Here is a 19,102-nt window from a genome sequence, read left to right as displayed (position 1 = left end):
TGGCAGCCAAGACGTGAGGAGCACTCATGGCCTTGAGCCGCAGAACCCTGCTCGCGGGCGGTCTCGCCGCCGGAGCCGGGCTCACCAGCGGTTGCGCGGGCAAGCCCTTGGACACCCTGCTGACCCAGGCTGCCCACGTCCCGCGTACCCCGGCCACCCTCGTCTGGTGGGTGCCCGAAATCCCCTCCCGGAAGGGCCCGGTGGTGGCCGACCTGATCATCCGGGCCTTCGAACGCCGCCACCCGAACCTCCGGGTCCGGAAGTCGAACGCCCTCAGTGCCACCGACGCCAACCGCGCCGCGGTCACCACCCAGCTCGCGGGGGCCGCACCCACCCCCGACGTCTACCTCGGTGACACCACCTGGCCGGCCCAGTTCGGCGCCAACTCCCTTGCCCTGCCCGTGCAGACGCTGCTGCCCAAGGACTTCTGGGCGGACTATCCGGCGGCCCTGCGGCGGGTCAGCGAGTACCACGGAGCCGTGTACGCGCTGCCCTTCTACACCGACAGCTCCTTCCTCTTCTATCGGAAGGACCTGCTGGCCAAGCACGGGCTGCCGGTGCCCCGCACCTGGGAGGAGCTGCTGCGCACGGCGCGCAGGATCCAGCGGGCCGGGGACGCCGCCTACGGCTTCCTCTGGCAGGCCTCCGTATCGGAGTCGCTGACCTGCAATGTCACCGAGTTCCTGGCCGACGCCCAGGCGCCCGTACTGGACAAGGCGGGCGGTGTGGCGCTGGACGGGTCGGGCGCGGAGCGGGCCTTCGCGCTGATGCGGGAGCTCACGGAGACCGGCGTCACGCCCCGTACGGTCACCACCTACGTGGAAGCCGACTCCCAGGACGCCTTCACTGGCGGCCGCGGCGTCTTTCTGCGCAACTGGTCCTACGCCTGGGGCAATGCGGCCGACCGCTCGGCCTCGAAGGTGGCCGGCCGGGTCGGTGTCGTGCCCCGCCCCGGCTTCGACGGCGACGGTCCGCGCGGGGTGAGCTGCGCCGGCGGCTGGAGCAATTTCGTCAATCCCAACTCCCGTCAACTCGGGGCGGCGGTCGCCTTCGCCCGCTTCTGCGCCGGAGAGGAGGCGCAGATGATCCTGTTGAAGAACGCCGGGGTGATTCCGGCACTCGAAGAGGTACTGACCCGGCCGGAGGCGCGCCGGGTCGGTGATCCGACGCTGACCCGGGCAAAGGAGCTGCGGCTGGTCGCCCGGCCGGTGCAGACCCCGTATTACCCCCAGGTCAGCAAGGCGCTCTACACCCAGGCCAACGCCGTGACCGGTGGCCGGGCCACGCCCGCCCAGGCCGTGCGCGCGGCCCGCGCCGATATCCGGACCGCGCTGGAAGGCAGGGCGCTGTGAATGCCGTGACCTCCTCTTCCGCTGCTTCGTCCTCCTCTTCCGCGGCCTCCTCGTCCGCCGCGACCGTCTCGCGGGGCCCGGACCCGGAGCCGCCCGGACCGCGCACCGGGCCCGCTCCCCGTGGGGGCGGCCCGGCCCGGGTGAGCCGGCGCGGACGGGCGCGCACCGGCTGGTTCTTCGCCTCACCGGCGCTGCTCGTCATCGCCACCGTGACGGTCTTCTCGGTGCTCTTCTCGCTGCTGCTCAGCTTTGCCGATGTCCGCCTGGAATACGGCGGGTTCCGCATCCTGTCCCTGACGGGCGACCACTACGCCGCCGTGCTGAGCAGCCCGGAGTGGCGCCATGCGCTCGTCTTCACCTTCGGCTTCACCGCTGTCACCGTCTTCCTGGAGCTGGTGCTCGGCACCGCGGCGGCGCTCGTACTGGAACGGCTGGGGGCCGCCCGCGGCTGGGTGCTGGCGGTTCTGCTGCTGCCCTGGGCGCTGATCAATGTCGTCGCCGCCCAGTTGTGGGGATATCTCTTCAACGGCACCTACGGTGGGCTTACTTGGCTCTTTGAGCAGCTCCTCGGCCATCAGCCGGACATTCTCGGGCAGCCCGCCTCCGCCATGGGCGCGATGGTGGTGGTCGACGTATGGAAGACCACGCCGTTTGTCGCGATTGTGGTTCTTGCCGGGCTGATGCTGATTCCCGGGGATGTCTATGAGGCGGCGGAGATCGATGGTGCCGGTGCCTGGACGACGTTCTGGAAGGTGACCCTGCCGCAGCTGCGGCCGATCATGGCGATCGCCGTCCTCTTCCGCATCCTCCAGGCCTTCGGCATCTTCGACCTGCCGTTCGTGCTGACCCAGGGCGGACCGGGCACCGCCACCGAATCCCTCGCCATCCTCGGATACAAAACGCTCTTCCAGAACCTCGACATCGGCCGGGGCGCCGCGGTGGCCACCACCACCGCCGTCATCGTGATCGGCTGCTGTCTGCTCTTCCTGCGGGTCTTCCGGACGCAGGCCGACGAAGGAGGGCGGGCATGAGCCGCCGTGCACCGGCATCCGGCATCCGCCGGTACCTCAACCCCGTCAACCTCGGCGGACTGGCGATCGTCGTGCTGTCGACACTGCCGCTGTACTGGATGATCGCGTCGTCCTTCAAGGGACCAGGTGAGATCAGCGCCGCCCCGCCGAGTCTCGTGCCGGAATCGGCGACGCTCGGCAACTACGCCGAGGCGTTCGTCCGCAACGGCATCGGCCGCTATCTGCTCAACAGCGTGCTGGTGGCCTCGGTTTCCACCGTCGCCGTACTGGGGCTGTCCTTCTTCGCGGGGTATGCCCTGGCCCGCACCCCGCTGCGCGGCCGCGGCGCCATCATGACCGCGCTGCTGATGCTGTCCGTCTTCCCGCCGATCGCGCTGGTCGTGCCGCTGTTCCTGCTGGAGCGGCAACTGGGGCTGCTCAACAGCTACGCGGGCCTGATCGTGCCCTATGTCGCGCTCAATCTGCCGTTCGCCCTCTGGATCATGCGCAACTACCTGGTCGGTATCCCCCGGGAGCTGGAGGAGGCGGCCACCGTCGACGGCGCCGGGCCGTTGCGCACCGTGCTGACCGTCATCGCGCCGCTGGCCCGGCCGGGGCTGTTCACCGCGGGCATCTTCACCTTCACCGCGACCTGGGCGGAGTTCCTGCTGGCGCTGACCTTCAACAGCGAGGACGGGCACCGCACGGTTCCGGTCGGTATCGCCCTGTTCACCAGTCAGTACACGGTCCCCTACGGGACGCTGTTCGCGGGCGCCGTGGCCGCCACCGTACCGATCGGCGTGCTGGTCATGATCTTCCGCCGCTCGATCGTCTCGGGCATGACCTCAGGGGCGGTCAAGGGATGACTCCGCCCACCAGGGGGCGCCCGCCCCCGCCTCGGCCCACCCGACCCGCGCAGCGCCGTCACCGTCACGCGTCCACCACCGCCCGAAAGGCCCCCACGTGACCTCACCGCACCCCGACCCCGCCCGCGACACCACCGACTGGTGGCGGCAGGCCGTCGTCTACCAGGTGTATCCGCGCAGCTTCGCCGACTCCGACGGCGACGGCATCGGTGACCTCCCCGGCATCACCTCCCGGCTGCCCTACCTCGCCGAGTTGGGTGTGGACGCCGTCTGGCTGAGCCCCTTCTACCCCTCGGAGCTGGCCGACGGCGGCTATGACGTCGCCGACTACCGCGATGTCGACCCGCGGCTGGGCACCCTCGACGACTTCGACGCCATGGTGGCCGAGGCACACCGGCTGGGCCTCAAGGTGATGGTGGACATCGTGCCCAACCACTCCTCCCACCAGCACGTCTGGTTCCAGGAGGCGCTGCGCGCCGAGCCCGGATCCGCCGCGCGGGAGCGCTATGTCTTCCGCGAGGGCAAGGGCGAAACCGGTGAACTGCCGCCCACCGACTGGATCTCCTGCTTCGGCGGCCCCGCCTGGACCCGGCTGCCGGACGGCTGGTGGTACCTCCACCTCTTCGCGCCCGAGCAGCCCGACTTCAACTGGGACAGCCCCGAGGTCCGCGCGGACTTCCGGCACACCCTGCGCTTCTGGTCCGACCGCGGCGTCGACGGCTTCCGGGTCGATGTGGCGCACGGCCTGGCGAAGGATCTGGCCGCGCCGCTCCGCGATATCGGCACCGTCGAGGGCTACACGCCCGGCGACCTGCCCGAGGACGGCAGCCACCCCTTCTGGGACCGGGACGCGGTCCATGACATCTTCCGCGAGTGGCGCAAGGTCTTCAATGAGTACGACCCGCCCCGGGTCGCCGTCGCCGAGGCCTGGGTGCGCAGCTCCCGCCGTACCGCCTATGCCACCCCGCAGGAGCTCGGCCAGGCCTTCAACTTCGACTTCCTCAAGGCCGCGCTGGACGCGACGCAGCTGCGGGAGTCCATCGACACCGCGCTCGCCGACGCACGGGCGGCCGGTGCCACCGCGACCTGGGTGCTCTCCAACCACGATGTGATCCGCCACGCCTCCCGGTACGGCCTCCCGGACGGCCGCGACGAGGAGGCATGGCTGCTCTCCGACGGCCAGGAGCCCGCCCTGGACCGGGAGTTCGGCCTGCGCCGGGCGCTGGCCGCGACCCTGCTGATGCTGGCGCTGCCCGGCTCGGCCTACGTCTACCAGGGCGAGGAACTGGGCCTGCCCGAGGTCGCCGACCTCTCCCGCGACAGCCTGCAGGACCCGGTGTGGACCCGGAGCGGCGGTGCGCTGAAGGGGCGGGACGGCTGCCGGGTGCCGCTGCCGTGGCGGCGCGAGGGCAGCTCGTACGGCTTCGGCAGCGGCGGCTCCTGGCTGCCGCAGCCCCAGGGCTGGGGCGCGCTGTCCGTCGAGGCCCAGCAGGGCGTGGCCGCCGCCCCGTTGGAGCTCTACCGCACGGCGCTGGCCACCCGCCGCCGGCTGGTGGCCGACGAGGCGCTGGAATGGGCCGACCCGGCGACGGGCTTCGGCGTCCTGCACTTCCGCCGCTCGGGCGGCTGGGAGTGCGTGGCCAACCTGTCGGACGCGCCACGGCCGCTGCCTCCCGGCGAGCTGCTGCTGAGCTCCGCACCGGTCACCGGCGACGAACTGCCGCCGTGGACCACGGTCTGGCTGCGTACCGAGCGCTGAACGGCCGCCTCCCGGGGACCTGTCAGGCGCTCAGCGCCGCCAGGCCCCCGCGGGCGTCCGCCAGTACGGCTCCGTCGTAGCGCCGCAGCAGCAGACGGGCCAGTTCGGGTGCCGGGCCGAGGACCGGGGCGAGGAGGTCGGCGCGGGCCTCGCGGGCGCCGGCCGCGATCCGGTCCGGGAGGAATCCGGGCGCGATGACGTACGGGGCGACGGCCACCCGCTCGACGCCCTCGGCCCGCAGCGCCCGTACGGCGTCCGCGGTGCGGGGAAGGGATGCGGAGGCGAACGCAGGTCGCACGGCACACCAGCCAGCGGTGTGCCGCCACTCCCGCGCGATTTCAGCGATCACTGCGCTCGCCTCCGGGTCGGAGGAGCCCGCCGAGGCCAGGACGACCCCGGTCGAGCGGCGGTCGCCGGGCCGCAGCCCGGCTTCCGCCAGGCGCCGCTCCAGCGCGGCGGTCAGGAGGGACGACGGGCCCAGCACGTCGGCCTGACGGATCGTCAGCAGGGGGAGCCGCGCGGCCGCCTCCCGCAGGACCGCCGGGATATCGGACTTGGCGTGGAAGGCCCGGGTGAGGAGAAGCGGCAGCGCCACCACGTCGCGCCTCCCCTCGGCCGCCAGGCGTTCCAGCACCCGCGGCACCCGGGGCGCGTTGAAGTCGAGATAGCCGACCTCGACGCGCAGCCCCGGTCGCAGCGCCCGGACCCGCGCACAGAGCGCGGAGACGGTCGCCGCATGCCGCGGGTCGCGGCTGCCGTGGGCGATGACGAGAAGCGTGGGGCGGGTGTCCATGGGTCAGCTCTTCACAAGGAGGCCGCGGCTGCGCAGAACCCGGCGTTCGACGGGGGCGAAGATCAGCAGCTCGATACCGATACCGACGATGAGGATGAGCAGGATCGCGGACAGCACCCAGGACATGTCCTGGAGCTCACGGCCCTGCTCCAGCAGCTGGCCCAGACCGGTGCCCAGATCGGGCGCGTTGACGATGAGTTCGGCGGCCATCAGGGAGCGCCAGGAGAACGCCCAGCCCTGCTTGAGCCCGGCGATATAGCCCGGCAGCGCGGCCGGCAGCAGCACATGCCGTACCCCGGCGAGGCCGGTGGCGCCGATGGTGCGGCCGGCCCGCAGATAGAGCGGCGAGATCTGGTCGACCCCGGCCACCAGTCCGTTGGCGATGGACGGCACCGCGCCGAGCAGCACCACCGTGTAGATGGTGGCGTCGGTCAGCCCGAACCAGATGATCGCGGCCGGCACCCAGGCGACCGACGGCAGCGACTGCAGCCCGCTCAGGATCGGCCCGATCGCGGCCCGGACGGCCTTGACCCGGGCGACGATCAGCCCGAGCACCGTGCCGAGGACCACCGAGGCCAGAAAGCCGAGGGCGCCGCGGGAGACGCTGGTCCACACAAAGCTCAGCAGCGTGCCCTCCAGCCACTTCTGCTGGAGCGAGTGGCCGACGTCGACCGGGCTCGGCAGCAGGTAGTGCGGCTTGAGCTCGAAGTGGTAGGCGAGCTGCCACAGCGCGAGCACGATCGCGATGGCGATCAGCGGCGGGAACGCCTTCGAGGCGGCGGTGCGCAGCCACGGCTGCCGGTCGACGACCCTGGATTCCAGGGCGTCGAGCCCGGCTTCCAGACCGGCGATATCGCCGGAGGTGTCGTCCGTCCCGGTGGCGGTGGACGCGTCCTTGGTCTCAGTGCTGGCCATGGCGGCGGATCTCCCCACGGAGCTGTTCGGTGATCTCGATGGACAGGTCGGCGACCGCCGCGTCCTCGATACGGCGCGGCTGCGGGATGTCCACCCGCCACTCGCGGGCGATCTTGCCGGGGCGGGAGGACAGCAGCACCACCCGCTCGGCGAGCCGTACGGCCTCCCGGACGTTGTGGGTGACGAAGAGGACCGAGAGGCTTGTCTCGCGCCAGATACGGGTCAGCTCGTCGTGCAGCACATCGCGGGTGATCGCGTCCAGCGCCGCGAACGGCTCGTCCATCAGCAGCAGTTGACTGTCCTGGGCGAGCGCACGGGCCATCGCGACCCGCTGGCGCATTCCGCCCGACAGCTCGTGCACCCGCTTGCCGTGGGCGCCCTTGAGCCGGACCAGTTCCAGCAGCCGCTCGGCCTCGTCGCGGCGCTCCGCGCGCGGCACCCCGCGCAGCCGCAGCGCCAGTTCGATGTTGCGGCCCGCGGTCAGCCACGGGAACAGCGCGTGTTCCTGGAACATCAGGGCCGGCCGGCCGCCCGGCGTCTCGATGGCGCCGGCGGACGGCGCGTCGAGGCCGGCCACCAGGTTGAGGAGGGTGGACTTGCCACAGCCCGAGGCCCCCAGGATGCAGACGAATTCGCCGGGCGCCACATCGATGCTGATGTCGTCCAGGACATGCTGCTGTGCGCCGGTGCGGCCGAACGACTTCGAGACATGGTCGATGCGGGCCGCGTACGGCACGGTGCTGCCCGTGTCCGCCGTGGCGGGCTGCTGCTTGGTGAGCGTGGTGGTCGTCATCGGTGTCACCTCCTGGGGGAGTGCGTGCTGCGGGCGGGGCTACTTGCTGCCGAGTCCGGCGTCGTCGACCGGCGGCTTGCCCTGGGACTTGAGCACCTTGTTCAGCAGGGTGAGGTCGTAGATGCCCTTGAGGTCGGGCTTCTTGAGCAGGCCCGCCTTGACGGCGTGGTCGGCCTCCCGCTGGAGGGTCGCGGCCAGCGGGTCATCGGTGACATCGACGTTCTTGAACGCCGGGTCGATGACGTTCTGCGGCAGTGCCTTGCCGGCCACGTCCGGGGAGGCGAGCTTGTCGTTGAGGGCCTTCTTCGCCTCGTCCGGGTGCGAGCGGATCCAGGCGTTGGTCTTCACCGAGGCACGCAGCACCGCCTCGACGGCCCTCGGGTGCTCCTTGAGGAACTTCTGCGAGACGATCATGTTCGTGATGACGAACTTCCCGTCCTTCCACAGCTTCTTCTCGTCCAGCAGCGTCTTGCCGCCCTCGGCGACGAGCTTGGAAGCGGTGGGCTCGGGCACCCACGCGGCGTCGATGCCGCCCTGCTGGAAGATCGTCGGCGTCACCTTGTTGTCGGTGCGCTGGACGGTGACCTCACCCTTGCCGGTGGTGGGGTCGACCTTGTAGCCCTTCTCGGCCAGGTAGTTGAGCAGTGCGACGTCCTGGGTGTTGCCCAGCTGCGGCGTCGCGATCGTCTTGCCCTTGAGGTCGTCGATGCCCTTGACCTTCTTGGGGTTGGCCACCAGCGAGACACCGCCGGAGGCCGAACCGCCAATGATCTTCAGGCTCTTGCCGTGCGACTTGGCGTAGCCGTTGATCGCGGGGGAGGGGCCGATCCAGCCGATGTCGATGGCGCCGGAGTTGAGCGCCTCGATCTCCTCGGGGCCCGCGTTGAAGACCGAGGACTTCACCTCGGTGCCGCCCAGTTCCTTCTGGAACGTGCCGTTCTGGAGGCCGACCAGAGGGGTCGCGTGTGTGGTGTTGCCGAAGTACCCGATCGTGACGTGATCGAGCCCGTCGGTCTTGGGCCCCTTGGGGGCGACACCGGCCGAGGTGTCCTTCTTGGCCTCGGATCCGTAGCCGCAGGCGCCCAGGACTCCTATCAGGAGCGGGACGGTGACGGCGGCCGCCAGCAGGCGGTGACGAACGGCAGACACGGGAGGCGTTCCTCTCGGAGGGCCGGGGTCAGTACGCGCCTACTACGGCACGCCCGGCAGATCGATGGATCTTCGGAAGGGAGGTGTGGGGGATACGGAGCGGAGCATCGTCAGCGCACACATCGGCCGACTCCGCCCTGCCCGCTCCCCAGGGCGCCGCTGCCGATGCGGCCGCCCTCCTTCGCGAACGTCGAGAACACGTCGTGGAGCATGCTCAGAAGTCCCATCCCTCGTCGTCCGCCGTATCGGCCTGCGCCGCCTCTTCGGCCGCCTCCGCGAAGGCGGTGCCCGCCATGCCCGCGGTCAGCGTCGTCCCGTCGGACGGGTCGATCAGCAGGAAGGAGCCGGTGCGGCGGGAGTCGGCGTAGGCGTCCAGCGCCAGCGGTTCGGCCGTGCGCAGCACGATCCGCCCGATGTCGTTGGCGGCCAGCTCACCGGGCGCCGGGTGCTGGGAGAGATCGTCCAGGGTCAGCCGGGACGGGATGTCCTTGACGATCGCCTTGACCGTGCGGGTGGTGTGCTTGAGCAGCACCCGCCGGCCGACGGTCAGCGGACGGTCCGCCACATGGCAGACGGTCGCCTCGATGTCCTGCGAGACGCCCGGCGCGGTGGCCGTCGGAGCGATCAGATCGCCGCGCGAGATGTCCAGGTCATCGGCGAGCCGGACGGTCACCGACTGCGGTGCCCAGGCCACGTCCACGGCCTGGCCGAGCGCGTCGATCGCCTCGATGGTGCTGGTACGGCCCGAGGGCAGCACGGTCACGGCGTCGCCGACGTGCAGCACACCGGAGGCGATCTGGCCCGCGTAGCCGCGGTAGTCGGGGTGCTCGGCGGTCTGCGGACGGATCACGTACTGGACCGGGAAGCGGCCGGGGTCGTCCGAGGGATCGGCGACGACGGGCACGGTCTCCAGGTGCTCCAGCACGGTCGGGCCGCCGTACCAGTCCATGTGCGCGGACGGCGTCACGACGTTGTCACCGGCCAGCGCCGAGATCGGGATCGCAGTGATCTCCGGCACACCCAGCGAGGCCGCATACGTCGTGAACTCCTCGGCGATGGCGGCGAAGACGGACTCCTCGTAGTCGACCAGGTCCATCTTGTTGACGGCCAGGACCACATGCGGGACGCGCAACAGGGCGGCGACCGCGGCGTGCCGGCGGGTCTGCTCGACCACGCCGTTGCGGGCGTCGACCAGCACCACGGCCAGTTCGGCGGTGGAGGCGCCGGTGACCATGTTGCGGGTGTACTGCACATGCCCGGGGGTGTCCGCCAGGATGAAGCGGCGGCGCGGGGTGGCGAAGTAGCGGTAGGCGACATCGATGGTGATGCCCTGCTCGCGCTCGGCGCGCAGCCCGTCGGTCAGCAGCGCCAGGTCGGGCGTCTCCTGCCCGCGGTTGCGGGAGGCGTGCTCGACGGCTTCCAGCTGGTCGGTCAGCACCGACTTGGAGTCGTGCAGCAGCCGGCCCACCAGGGTGGACTTGCCGTCGTCGACGGATCCGGCGGTGGCGAAACGCAGCAGCGAGGTGGCACCCGCGTCAACGGCGTCGACCGCGCTCGTCTTCGTGCTCATGGTTAGAAGTACCCCTCGCGCTTGCGGTCCTCCATGGCGGCCTCGGACATCTTGTCGTCGGCCCGGGTGGCGCCCCGTTCGGTCAGCCGGGACGCGGCGATCTCCGTGATCACGGCCGCGATGGTGTCCGCGTCGGAGTCGACGGCGCCGGTGCAGGACATGTCGCCGACCGTGCGGTAACGCACCTGCCGCGTCTGAAGGCTCTCGCCGTCCTTGGGGCCGCCCCATTCACCGGGCGCCAGCCACATGCCGTTACGGGCGAAGACCTCACGCTCGTGGGCGTAGTAGATGGCGGGCAGCTCGATCTTCTCGCGGGCTATGTACTGCCACACGTCCAGCTCGGTCCAGTTGGACAGCGGGAAGACCCGGACATGCTCACCGGGGGAGTGCTTGCCGTTGTAGAGCTGCCACAGCTCGGGGCGCTGCCGGCGCGGGTCCCAGCCGCCGAACTCGTCGCGCAGCGAGAACACCCGCTCCTTGGCGCGCGCCTTCTCCTCGTCCCGGCGGCCGCCGCCGAAGACCGCGTCGAAGCGGCCCTTGTCGATGGCGTCCAGCAGCGGGACGGTCTGCAGCGGGTTACGGGTGCCGTCGGGGCGTTCGCGCAGCTCACCGCGGTCGATGAAGTCCTGCACCGAGGCGACGTGCAGCCGCAGCCCGTGCCGCTGCACCGTGCGGTCGCGGTAGTCGAGCACCTCGGGGAAGTTGTGCCCGGTGTCGACATGCAGCAGCGAGAACGGCACCGCGGCCGGGGCGAACGCCTTCAGTGCCAGATGCAGCATGACGATGGAGTCCTTGCCACCGGAGAACAGGATCACCGGCCGCTCGAACTCCCCCGCCACCTCACGGAAGATGTGCACCGCCTCGGACTCCAGGGCGTCCAGGTGCGACAGCGCGTAGGGATTGTCGAGATCGCCGGTCACGGCAGCGGTGGTGGTCATGCCAGTCCCCTTTCGGTGAGCAGCGTGTGCAGCGCCGCCGCGGACTCCTGCACGGTCTGGGTGTGCGACTCGATCCGCAGATCGGGCGACTCGGGAGCCTCGTACGGGTCGTCCACGCCGGTGAGCCCGGAGATCTCGCCCGCCGCCTGCTTGGCGTACAGGCCCTTCACATCCCGCTCGGAGCACACCTCGACGGGCGTGGCCACATGCACCTCCAGGTAGGGGGTGCCCTCGCTCTGGTGGCGCTTGCGCACCGCCTCGCGGCTGTCCGTGTAGGGCGCGATCACCGGCACCAGCGCCTTGATGCCGTTGCTCGCCAGCAGTTCGGCCACGAAGCCGATGCGCTGGACGTTGGTGTGCCGGTCCGCGCGGCTGAAGCCCAGGCCCGCGGACAGGAACTCACGGATCTCGTCACCGTCGAGCACCTCGACCCGGTGGCCCTCGCCGCGCAGCCGGCCGGCCAGCTCGTGCGCAAGGGTCGTCTTGCCCGCGCTCGGCAGACCGGTCAGCCAGATCGTGGCGCCCGTCATGGATATCTCCTGATGCTCGGTCATCCGTGCAGCCCGCACTCGGTCTTGTTGCTGCCGGCCCAGCGGCCGGCCCTGGCGTCCTCGCCCTCCAGCACCCGGCGGGTGCAGGGCGCGCAGCCGACCGAGGCATAGCCGTCCGTCAGCAGCGGGTTGGTGAGCACCCCGTGCTCGGCCACATACGCGTCCACGTCGGCCTGCGTCCAGCGGGCGATCGGCGAGACCTTCACCTTCTGCCGCTTCGGGTCCCAGCCGACGACGGGGGTGTTCGCCCGGGTCGGCGACTCGTCCCGGCGCAGCCCCGTCGCCCAGGCGTCGTACCCGGCCAGGCCCTCTTCGAGGGGCTTGACCTTGCGCAGCGCACAGCACAGGTCGGGGTTGCGGTCGTGCAGCTTCGGACCGTGCTCGGCGTCCTGCTCGGCGACGGTCTGACGCGGCGTCAGCGTGATGACGTTGACGTCCATCACCTCGGCCACCGCGTCCCGGGTCCCGAGGGTCTCCGGGAAGTGGTAGCCGGTGTCCAGGAAGACCACGTCCACCCCCGGGAACGCCCGCGAGGCCAGATGCGCGACGACCGCGTCCTCCATCGAGGAGGTGACGCAGAAGCGCGGACCGAAGGTCTCGGCGGCCCAGGTGAGGATCTCCAGGGCGGGCGCGTCCTCCAGATCCCGGCCCGCCTGCTCGGCCAGTTGCGGAAGATCGGTAGCGGTGGTCACGGGGTACCTCCGTCGGAAGCGGAAGGGGGCCGTCCGGTGCTGCCCGGCGCCAGCAGGCCCAGGAACTTCAGCCGGAACGCCCGGCTGCAGGACCGGCATTCCCAGGCGGCGCCCTGTCCGGGAGCGGAACCCTCCTCGGAGGGCCGCAGGTCCTCGTCCCCGCAGTACGGGCAGTAGAACGGCGCGGCACGCTCACTCACTGTGTCCCCCGCTCAGCCTCGGCGCGCTCGGATGCGCCGGCTTCCCTCGTCACTGCTCGTTCCTTCGTCACTGCGCGGCTCCTCAGTCCAGCCGGCGCAGCGCGCCGAGGCTCGCTCACTTCAGCGCACCCTCTTCCGCACGCGCCGCCCAGGTGGCGAACCGCTCGCCCTCCTCGCGCTGCGCGTCGAAGTTGCGCAGCACCCGCTCGACGTAGTCCGGCAGTTCATCGGCGGTGACCTTCAGACCGCGGACCTTGCGGCCGAAACCGGCCTCCAGACCCAGCGCGCCGCCCAGGTGCACCTGGTAGCCCTCGACCTGGTTGCCGTCGTCGTCCAGGACCAGCTGGCCCTTGAGGCCGATGTCCGCGACCTGGATACGGGCGCAGGCGTTCGGGCAGCCGTTGACGTTGATGGTGACCGGCTCGTCGAACTCCGGCAGCCGGCGCTCCAGCTCGTCGATCAGCGAGGCACCGCGGCCCTTCGTCTCGACGATCGCCAGCTTGCAGAACTCGATACCGGTGCAGGCCATCGTGCCGCGCCGGAACGGGGACGGCTGGACCCGGAGGTCGAGCGCCTCCAGGCCGGAGACCAGCGAGTTCACCTGCGACTCGTCGATGTCCAGCACGATCATCTTCTGCTCGGCCGTGGTGCGCAGCCGGCCCGAGCCGTGCTCCGCCGCCAGTTCGGCGATCTTGGTGAGGGTGGCGCCGTCCACCCGGCCCACGCGCGGGGCGAAGCCCACGTAGTAGCGGCCGTCGTTCTGCTTGTGCACGCCGACGTGGTCGCGCCACCGCTGGTCGGGCTGGGCCGGCGCGGGGCCGTCGGTGAGCTTGCGGTGGAGGTACTCGTCCTCCAGCACCTGACGGAACTTCTCCGGGCCCCAGTCGGCGACCAGGAACTTCAGCCGGGCGCGGGTGCGCAGCCGGCGGTAGCCGTAGTCGCGGAAGATCGAGATGACGCCTTCGTAGACATCGGCGGCCTCGTCACGGGAGACCCAGGCGCCCAGCCGGACACCGAGCTTGGGGTTGGTGGAGAGCCCGCCGCCGACCCACACATCGAAGCCGGGGCCGTGCTCGGGGTGTTCGACACCGACGAAGGAGATGTCGTTGATCTCGTGCGCGACGTCCAGCAGGGGCGAACCGGAGACCGCGGACTTGAACTTGCGCGGCAGGTTGGAGAACTCCGGGTTGCCGATGATCCGGCGCTGGATCTCCTCGATGACCGGCGTGCCGTCGATGATCTCGTTCTCGGCGATACCGGCCACCGGGGAGCCGAGGATCACGCGCGGGGTGTCACCGCACGCCTCGGTGGTGGACAGGCCGACCGCTTCCAGCCGCTGCCAGATCTCCGGGACGTCCTCGATACGGATCCAGTGGTACTGGACGTTCTGCCGGTCGGTGATGTCCGCGGTGCCACGGGCGAACTCCTGCGAGATCTCGCCGATCACCCGCAGCTGGTCGGTGGTCAGCCGTCCGCCGTCGATGCGGACCCGCAGCATGAAGTACTTGTCGTCCAGCTCCTCCGGCTCCAGGATCGCGGTCTTGCCGCCGTCGATCCCGGGCTTGCGCTGGGTGTACAGGCCCCACCAACGCATCCGCCCGCGCAGGTCGTTGGGGTCGATCGAGTCGAAACCGGCCTTGGAGTAGATCGTCTCAATGCGTGTCCGCACATTGAGACCGTCATCGTCCTTCTTGAACTGCTCATTGCCGTTCAGGGGCGTGAAGTGGCCAACGGCCCACTGGCCCTCACCGCGGTGGCGTCCGGCCTTGCGGCGGGTCGTGGCATCTGCGGGGACTTCGGAGGAGGCGGCCATGGGTGTACGTCCTTCTGGGCGGGCTCAAGGGATCGGGACGGATCGCCGGACACCGCGATGACCTGCGCGGACACACCGAAAGGCGGCGCGTGGCAACGCGTCGGGAGGTCTACGGATCAAGGGGTGTCGGCGCGTCCGCGACGATGGGGACGGCGAGAAATGCGGTGCTGCTGGGTGCTGCCCGGGGCCGGAGGCCCCTGGTGAATGCAGCCTCAGCCCGCCCGACAAATGGCGCTGGACATGCGGCCGAGGTCGACGTGCCGCCGACTCACCAAGGCAATTCCAGCTCTGGACATGACGGAAGCGTGGCACGCCGCTCTCCGGCCAGTCCACCGTCATCCAGAATTTGGACACCTCTGTCCCGCATCCCGAGACAGTGTGGCGGCGGTCACTCCCCTGCCGGGCTCCCGGACGTGAGCGGACCCGCGCCGGGCCAGGGGCCGGGGGCGGATATCTCGGGCTCCTCGTCGACGGTGGTGTCATACAGCCGGAACCCGCGCCGCTGGTAGTTGGCCATCGCGTACGGGCCGTCCTTGCTGCAGGTGTGCACCCACACCCGCTTGGTCGGCGCCCGCCCCGGCCACCGTTCGGCCAGGTCCCAGGCCCGCTCGATCCCGTACGCGAGCAGATACCCGCCGACCCGTCGCCCCCGGAACGCCGGCAGCAGCCCGAAGTAGCTGATCTCCACGGAGCCGTCCGCCTCCGCATTCAGCTCGATGAATCCGGCGGGCGTACCGCGCTCGTAGGCCACCCAGGTCTCCACCCCCGGCCGCCCGAGGAACTCCGCCCACTGTGCGTACGGCCAGGCCAGCCGGTCGGTCCAGGTGATGTCGCCCCCGACCGCCGTATAGAGGAAGCGGCTGAATTCGGGCGACGGCACCTCGGCACGGACGATACGGACGCCCTGCTCGGCCGGCGGCGCCTGGGCGGGGGCCAGGTCGGCGGGCGAGGTCTGTTCGAGGTACCAGGTGGTGACCGAGATGCTCATGGGGGCCAGCACATCACACCGGGGCCGGGGGTGGGGCGGGTTCGGGCCCGGGGCGACGCGGGGAACGGGAAGGCGCAGGGCGGGCAGCAGGTGAAGGCATCGGATGGGCGGCAGCGGATCGTCCCGGATGGTGAGACACCGGTTCACTTCGTGGGGCGTGGCCCGTCTTGCCGGGGCTTCCCGGCTCAGGGCTCCCGGCTGCGGGCTGCGGGCTGCGGGCTGCGGGCTGCGGCGGCCCGGTGGTACTAGCGGCCCGGCGGCCTGGTGGGGCTACCGTCCCGGCGGGGCTACCGGCTCGCCGCGTCCCCCTCCCCGATCCCCGTCATCCGGGTCATCCGGGCGAAGACCACCACATTGCCCGCGTAGCCCGAGCCCGACGTGTAGGCACCGCCGCAGGTCAGGACACGCAGCTCAGGACGGCCCCTGGTTCCGTAGACCTTCCGGGAGGGAAACTTCCGCTTGTCGAAGACCTGGATGCCGTAGACCTCGAAAACCGCGGTCCGCCCGTCCTCGCGGGTCACCCGGATCGTCCGGCCCTTCTCCAGCGCGCCCAGCCCGTAGAAGACCGCGGGCCCGCTCCGGCTGTCGACATGGCCGACGATGACGGCGGTGCCGTTCTCCCCCGGGGTCGGAGCATCCGCGTACCAGCCCGCCAGCCCGGGTTCCTCGGCCGGCGGAGCCGCGATCCTGCCGTCCCCGTTGAGGCCCAGCGGCAGCAGCGGAGCCGCCACGTCGAGCGACGGAATGGCCACCAGGGCGGGGGCGGAACGGGGCAGCGGCGGCGGTGCGGGACCGTCCGGCGGGAGGTCCCCGGGAAAGAGCGCCGCTCCGGCCCCCGGCTGCGGCGGCCCGTCCGCCTCACCGGTAAGCCCCTGACGCACCATGCCGAGCCCGACGAGTCCGACCAGAGCCAGCACACCCCACCGGGGCCGGCGCGGGACCGCCGGCTCCTGGGGCACCGCGTCCGGCGGTCCTGGCGGGCTCATCACTCACCTCCCGCGGCCGCACGCCCGGGAACGCACGGCCCGCAGTCGGCACGCTAGGCCCGCCCCGGCCGGGCGGCGACAGCAGTCGGCCGGACGGGTGGCGGGGCGGAGGGGCCCGTGGAGCCCACCGGCTCATCACGGGGTGTTGACAGAGGGAAACACCCGTGGCTGCTTAGAAGTGGTCGGGCAGCCAGGGCTCGAACTGTGCCGTGCTGAGGACGAGGGCCGCGAGCGCCTTCTCCGATCCGGCGTGGACTCCGGCCATGCGGGCCGAGATGGTGGACCGGTAGCCGCCGGCGTACCAGACCGCGAGCTGGCCCCGTGTGAAGGTCACCTGTCCCTCGACGTGGGTGGGGACGATCTCGGCCGTTCCGGCCTTGATATGAAGCATCCACCGGCACCACTCTCCGGTCTCGTTCTCGATCTCCACTGGTACGGCAGCGGTGAGGTCGTTGGGCCAGCCGCGGAGCCGGATGGCCGCGGGGATGTCGAGGATGCGGAGCATCCAGGGGTGCCAGGCTTCAGCGGTGGTGCGGTGATGGCGCAGGCCGTGGAGGAGGGTGGGGTAAGGGGGGAGGGCGCCGCGCCGGAAGGCGATGATGCGGGCGCGGGTGTTGTGGCGGCCGAGGAAGGCGAGCATGGCGGCGGCTGTGGGCTGACTGGTGGCCCAGAAGTCGTGGACGGCCAGGTTCATGCCGTGGCGCTCGTGTCGTTTGGTGGTGAGGCTGAGGAGGCCGGAGGTGCGGTGGCCGGGCCGGGCGAAGCAGTAGGTGGTGAGGTTGGTCTTGTCGTGCTTCCACCTGTTCCACCAGGGGGGCCGGTGGACGGGGCCGTTCCACTGGCGGGCGAGGTCGCGTTGGAGGGCTTCGGCTTCCTCGGTCAGTCCGTGCTCGACCTCGAAGTCTGTGTCGGTGAAGGAGCGCTTGAGTTCGTCGGTGGCCACCGCCCAGGCTAGGACGCCGGTCGGGGCTTCCCATCCGAGGCGGCGGGCGTAGCCGGTGGAGGAGGTGGTGATCGTAGAGATCACCGCTCCGCGCTCTGTCAGGGGGCGCAGCCGTTCGGCGGCCATGTCGGCCGCCAGGTGGTCGCCGCGTTCCTCGGGCGCCACGCATCCGTCGCCGAGGCAGGCGCTGGGGACGGGAGCGCCGCCGAAGAACTGATCGACGAGGAGGCCGAGGCCGCCGGCGACGACCCGGCCGCTGCGAACGACGACCTGGAGGTCAGCGTGCTCGCGCAGGTGAGTGATGTCCCGGATCGGGTGGCCGTAGGCGCGGGTGGCGAGCTGGTCATATTGCTCCCACAGCCCGTCATCGGCTGGGGCGAAGGTCAGCTGCTGGTTCATGGTCCGCCTTCAATAGTCGGTGGCGTCGCGGGCGGCCTCGGCGTCCAGGGGGACGAGGAAGGTGCGGTTGAAGACCAGGACGCTGGTGCCCGCCTGGTTGTGGGCGGTGGTGTGGCAGGTGATGACCCCGGTGTCGGGACGGCTCTGGGAGGCTCGACGGGTGAGGACCTTCGTCTCGGCGTACAGGGTGTCGCCGATGTGGACGGACGCGGTGAAACGGACCTGGTCGACGGCTAGGTTGGCGGTGGTCAGGCCGCTGATGCTGCGGACGGTCATGCCGGCCACGAGGTTGAGGGTGACGCCGGAGCAGACCAGGATGCGGCCCCACTGGGTCTGGCTGCTGTAGTGGGCATCGGTGTGGATGGGGGCAACGTTGCCGCTCAGGGCCGCTCCCAACAGGCTGTCGACTTCAGTGACGGTTCGGCCGGGCCGGTGCTCGATGACCAGGCCGGGAGCGAGGTCGGGGTAGGAGAGGCCGACGCTCTCACGGATCCGGTCCTCGCCGATCTGGCGGTAGCCGTGCGGCAGTCCGGGGCTCATGCCGTACGGTCCGCTTCGGCGATGAGCGCGCGGGCGGTGTCGAAGAAGGGAGTGCCGCGCATCTGCCCGTTCACGGTGGTCACCGTTCCGCCGCTGGCGTCGGCGGCTGCGACGAGGGCGCGGGCCTGGGCGATTTCCTCGGTGGTGGGTGTGAAGACGTCGTTGATCACCTGAACGTGGCGGGGGTGGACACAGCCCTTGCCGTAGAAGCCGAGTTCCTTTGCCCGCTCGGCGTCACGGCGCAGGATGCCGGGGTCGTCGAGTTCCCAGGTGGGCGCGTCAACCACGGGGATGTTCGCAGCGCTGGCTGCGTTGATGAGGGCCGAGCGGGCGTAGTGGAGGGCGTCCCAGCCCAGGCCGCAGCGGACGGAGGCGGCGTAGTCGGCGGAGCCGAAGACGACGCCGCCGAGCCGGGGCGCGCGCATGATCACGGGGAGGGTGTCGAAAGCCCGGGGGCTTTCGATCAGCGCCCAGATGTCGGGGGTGTAGCCGTCAGTGTCGAGCGTGGCGGCGACGAGCTCGATGTCGCGGGGGGATTCCACCCTGGGGACCACAATGAGGTCGGGCCGGGCAGAGTAGGCGGCGAGGGCGATGAGGTCCTTGACACCGTCGAGCGTCGTGAGGCTGTTCATCCGGATGCCGAGGGTGCACGGCGGGTCGGGAGGGCGAAGAACGCTTCGGAGGCGGCGCGGGCGGTCTGCTTGTCGGGGAGGGCGACGGAATCCTCGATGTCGACGACGGCGACCGCGGCGCCGGACTTCTGCGCGCCGGCGAAGCGGTGCCCGTGCAGGCCGGGGGTGATGATCCAGGCCCGTCCGGGTCGGCGGCTGGTGCTGGTCATGGGG

21 protein-coding genes are annotated in these 19,102 nt (G+C 70.9%); 4 read left to right on the top strand and 17 right to left on the bottom strand.

The genetic code is table 11. The annotated features are described in order from the left end of the window. Positions 1-26: 26 nt before the first annotated feature. The 4 genes from STRTU_RS07400 (at position 27) to STRTU_RS07385 (ending at position 4,987) form a co-directional block, all read left to right on the top strand. Complete coding sequence (locus STRTU_RS07400) at positions 27-1,352, top strand: extracellular solute-binding protein (RefSeq protein WP_159742811.1); 1,326 nt, start codon at positions 27-29, stop codon at positions 1,350-1,352. 5 nt (positions 1,353-1,357) lie between these two features. Continuing rightward, positions 1,358-2,383, top strand: coding sequence for a carbohydrate ABC transporter permease (locus tag STRTU_RS07395; protein WP_174878826.1), 1,026 nt, complete (start codon positions 1,358-1,360; stop codon positions 2,381-2,383). Continuing rightward, complete coding sequence (locus STRTU_RS07390; RefSeq protein ID WP_159742810.1) at positions 2,380-3,228, top strand: carbohydrate ABC transporter permease; 849 nt, start codon at positions 2,380-2,382, stop codon at positions 3,226-3,228. Before STRTU_RS07395 ends, STRTU_RS07390 begins: the two co-directional genes overlap by 4 nt. Positions 3,229-3,325: 97 nt before the next feature. Further along, positions 3,326-4,987: a glycoside hydrolase family 13 protein gene (locus STRTU_RS07385; protein WP_159742809.1), complete on the top strand. Its 1,662-nt coding sequence runs from the start codon at positions 3,326-3,328 to the stop codon at positions 4,985-4,987. Between the two features lie 22 nt (positions 4,988-5,009). On the opposite strand, the gene STRTU_RS07380 is transcribed toward STRTU_RS07385, so the two are convergent. From STRTU_RS07380 to STRTU_RS07305, 17 genes are all read right to left on the bottom strand, one after another. Further along, positions 5,010-5,780, bottom strand: a complete 771-nt coding sequence (locus STRTU_RS07380; RefSeq protein WP_159742808.1) for a sirohydrochlorin chelatase — start codon at positions 5,778-5,780, stop codon at positions 5,010-5,012. A 3-nt stretch (positions 5,781-5,783) separates the two neighbouring features. Further along, complete coding sequence (locus STRTU_RS07375) at positions 5,784-6,695, bottom strand: ABC transporter permease (RefSeq protein ID WP_159742807.1); 912 nt, start codon at positions 6,693-6,695, stop codon at positions 5,784-5,786. Continuing rightward, complete coding sequence (locus STRTU_RS07370; protein ID WP_174878825.1) at positions 6,682-7,488, bottom strand: ABC transporter ATP-binding protein; 807 nt, start codon at positions 7,486-7,488, stop codon at positions 6,682-6,684. The genes STRTU_RS07375 and STRTU_RS07370 overlap by 14 nt, the downstream gene beginning before the upstream one ends. A 39-nt stretch (positions 7,489-7,527) precedes the next feature. After that, positions 7,528-8,637: an aliphatic sulfonate ABC transporter substrate-binding protein gene (locus STRTU_RS07365; RefSeq protein ID WP_159742805.1), complete on the bottom strand. Its 1,110-nt coding sequence runs from the start codon at positions 8,635-8,637 to the stop codon at positions 7,528-7,530. Positions 8,638-8,851: 214 nt separating this feature from the next. Next, entirely contained in the window at positions 8,852-10,207 is a 1,356-nt protein-coding gene (locus STRTU_RS07360) for a sulfate adenylyltransferase subunit 1 (protein ID WP_159742804.1), read from the bottom strand. Between the two features lie 2 nt (positions 10,208-10,209). Beyond that, complete coding sequence (cysD, locus tag STRTU_RS07355; protein ID WP_159742803.1) at positions 10,210-11,145, bottom strand: sulfate adenylyltransferase subunit CysD; 936 nt, start codon at positions 11,143-11,145, stop codon at positions 10,210-10,212. Beyond that, the gene (gene cysC / locus STRTU_RS07350; protein ID WP_159746758.1) at positions 11,142-11,675 is read right to left on the bottom strand and encodes an adenylyl-sulfate kinase; all 534 of its coding nucleotides are present in this window, start codon (positions 11,673-11,675) and stop codon (positions 11,142-11,144) included. Before cysC ends, cysD begins: the two co-directional genes overlap by 4 nt. A gap of 20 nt (positions 11,676-11,695) precedes the next feature. Continuing rightward, on the bottom strand, positions 11,696-12,388 hold the full coding sequence (locus STRTU_RS07345; protein WP_159742802.1) for a phosphoadenylyl-sulfate reductase: 693 nt from the start codon (positions 12,386-12,388) through the stop codon (positions 11,696-11,698). Beyond that, on the bottom strand, positions 12,385-12,588 hold the full coding sequence (locus tag STRTU_RS07340) for a hypothetical protein (RefSeq protein ID WP_159742801.1): 204 nt from the start codon (positions 12,586-12,588) through the stop codon (positions 12,385-12,387). The genes STRTU_RS07345 and STRTU_RS07340 overlap by 4 nt, the downstream gene beginning before the upstream one ends. Positions 12,589-12,703: 115 nt before the next feature. Next, positions 12,704-14,401 carry a nitrite/sulfite reductase gene (locus tag STRTU_RS07335; RefSeq protein ID WP_159742800.1) on the bottom strand — a complete coding sequence of 566 codons (1,698 nt, stop codon included), beginning with the start codon at positions 14,399-14,401 and terminating at the stop codon, positions 12,704-12,706. A 212-nt stretch (positions 14,402-14,613) separates the two neighbouring features. Beyond that, positions 14,614-14,697 (bottom strand): putative leader peptide, encoded by an 84-nt coding sequence (locus STRTU_RS36130; RefSeq protein WP_350257049.1) that lies wholly within the window; start codon positions 14,695-14,697, stop codon positions 14,614-14,616. Positions 14,698-14,789: 92 nt separating this feature from the next. Then, a complete protein-coding gene (locus STRTU_RS07330) occupies positions 14,790-15,389 on the bottom strand; it encodes a GNAT family N-acetyltransferase (RefSeq protein ID WP_159742799.1) in 600 nt (199 codons plus the stop codon). Positions 15,390-15,676: 287 nt separating this feature from the next. Next, complete coding sequence (locus tag STRTU_RS07325; protein WP_159742798.1) at positions 15,677-16,375, bottom strand: class F sortase; 699 nt, start codon at positions 16,373-16,375, stop codon at positions 15,677-15,679. Positions 16,376-16,547: 172 nt separating this feature from the next. After that, positions 16,548-17,717 carry a GNAT family N-acetyltransferase gene (locus STRTU_RS07320; RefSeq protein WP_159742797.1) on the bottom strand — a complete coding sequence of 390 codons (1,170 nt, stop codon included), beginning with the start codon at positions 17,715-17,717 and terminating at the stop codon, positions 16,548-16,550. A 9-nt stretch (positions 17,718-17,726) separates the two neighbouring features. After that, positions 17,727-18,257: a MaoC family dehydratase gene (locus STRTU_RS07315; protein WP_159742796.1), complete on the bottom strand. Its 531-nt coding sequence runs from the start codon at positions 18,255-18,257 to the stop codon at positions 17,727-17,729. Then, positions 18,254-18,889, bottom strand: a complete 636-nt coding sequence (locus tag STRTU_RS07310; protein WP_246240201.1) for an HpcH/HpaI aldolase/citrate lyase family protein — start codon at positions 18,887-18,889, stop codon at positions 18,254-18,256. The genes STRTU_RS07315 and STRTU_RS07310 overlap by 4 nt, the downstream gene beginning before the upstream one ends. Next, entirely contained in the window at positions 18,886-19,098 is a 213-nt protein-coding gene (locus STRTU_RS07305) for a hypothetical protein (RefSeq protein ID WP_246240198.1), read from the bottom strand. Before STRTU_RS07305 ends, STRTU_RS07310 begins: the two co-directional genes overlap by 4 nt. Between the last annotated feature and the right edge of the window lie 4 nt (positions 19,099-19,102).

The sequence above is a fragment of the Streptomyces tubercidicus genome (assembly GCF_027497495.1).
GTDB lineage: Bacteria > Actinomycetota > Actinomycetes > Streptomycetales > Streptomycetaceae > Streptomyces > Streptomyces tubercidicus.
The sequence above is the reverse complement of the archived record's forward strand: the minus strand, read 5'-3'. Positions and strand labels throughout refer to the sequence as shown.

What these genes read in the sequence shown, in the direction of transcription:
- STRTU_RS07330 (WP_159742799.1), bottom strand. Translation starts at nt 15,389, where the DNA reads ATGAGCATCTCGGTCACCACCTGGTACCTCGAACAGACCTCGCCCGCC.
- STRTU_RS07375 (WP_159742807.1), bottom strand. Translation starts at nt 6,695, where the DNA reads ATGGCCAGCACTGAGACCAAGGACGCGTCCACCGCCACCGGGACGGAC.
- STRTU_RS07370 (WP_174878825.1), bottom strand. Translation starts at nt 7,488, where the DNA reads ATGACGACCACCACGCTCACCAAGCAGCAGCCCGCCACGGCGGACACG.
- cysD (WP_159742803.1), bottom strand. Translation starts at nt 11,145, where the DNA reads ATGACCACCACCGCTGCCGTGACCGGCGATCTCGACAATCCCTACGCG.
- STRTU_RS07315 (WP_159742796.1), bottom strand. Translation starts at nt 18,257, where the DNA reads ATGAGCCCCGGACTGCCGCACGGCTACCGCCAGATCGGCGAGGACCGG.
- STRTU_RS36130 (WP_350257049.1), bottom strand. Translation starts at nt 14,697, where the DNA reads ATGTCCAGAGCTGGAATTGCCTTGGTGAGTCGGCGGCACGTCGACCTC.
- STRTU_RS07400 (WP_159742811.1), top strand. Translation starts at nt 27, where the DNA reads ATGGCCTTGAGCCGCAGAACCCTGCTCGCGGGCGGTCTCGCCGCCGGA.
- STRTU_RS07380 (WP_159742808.1), bottom strand. Translation starts at nt 5,780, where the DNA reads ATGGACACCCGCCCCACGCTTCTCGTCATCGCCCACGGCAGCCGCGAC.
- STRTU_RS07325 (WP_159742798.1), bottom strand. Translation starts at nt 16,375, where the DNA reads ATGAGCCCGCCAGGACCGCCGGACGCGGTGCCCCAGGAGCCGGCGGTC.
- STRTU_RS07310 (WP_246240201.1), bottom strand. Translation starts at nt 18,889, where the DNA reads ATGAACAGCCTCACGACGCTCGACGGTGTCAAGGACCTCATCGCCCTC.
- STRTU_RS07335 (WP_159742800.1), bottom strand. Translation starts at nt 14,401, where the DNA reads ATGGCCGCCTCCTCCGAAGTCCCCGCAGATGCCACGACCCGCCGCAAG.
- STRTU_RS07305 (WP_246240198.1), bottom strand. Translation starts at nt 19,098, where the DNA reads ATGACCAGCACCAGCCGCCGACCCGGACGGGCCTGGATCATCACCCCC.
- STRTU_RS07360 (WP_159742804.1), bottom strand. Translation starts at nt 10,207, where the DNA reads ATGAGCACGAAGACGAGCGCGGTCGACGCCGTTGACGCGGGTGCCACC.
- cysC (WP_159746758.1), bottom strand. Translation starts at nt 11,675, where the DNA reads ATGACGGGCGCCACGATCTGGCTGACCGGTCTGCCGAGCGCGGGCAAG.
- STRTU_RS07320 (WP_159742797.1), bottom strand. Translation starts at nt 17,717, where the DNA reads ATGAACCAGCAGCTGACCTTCGCCCCAGCCGATGACGGGCTGTGGGAG.
- STRTU_RS07390 (WP_159742810.1), top strand. Translation starts at nt 2,380, where the DNA reads ATGAGCCGCCGTGCACCGGCATCCGGCATCCGCCGGTACCTCAACCCC.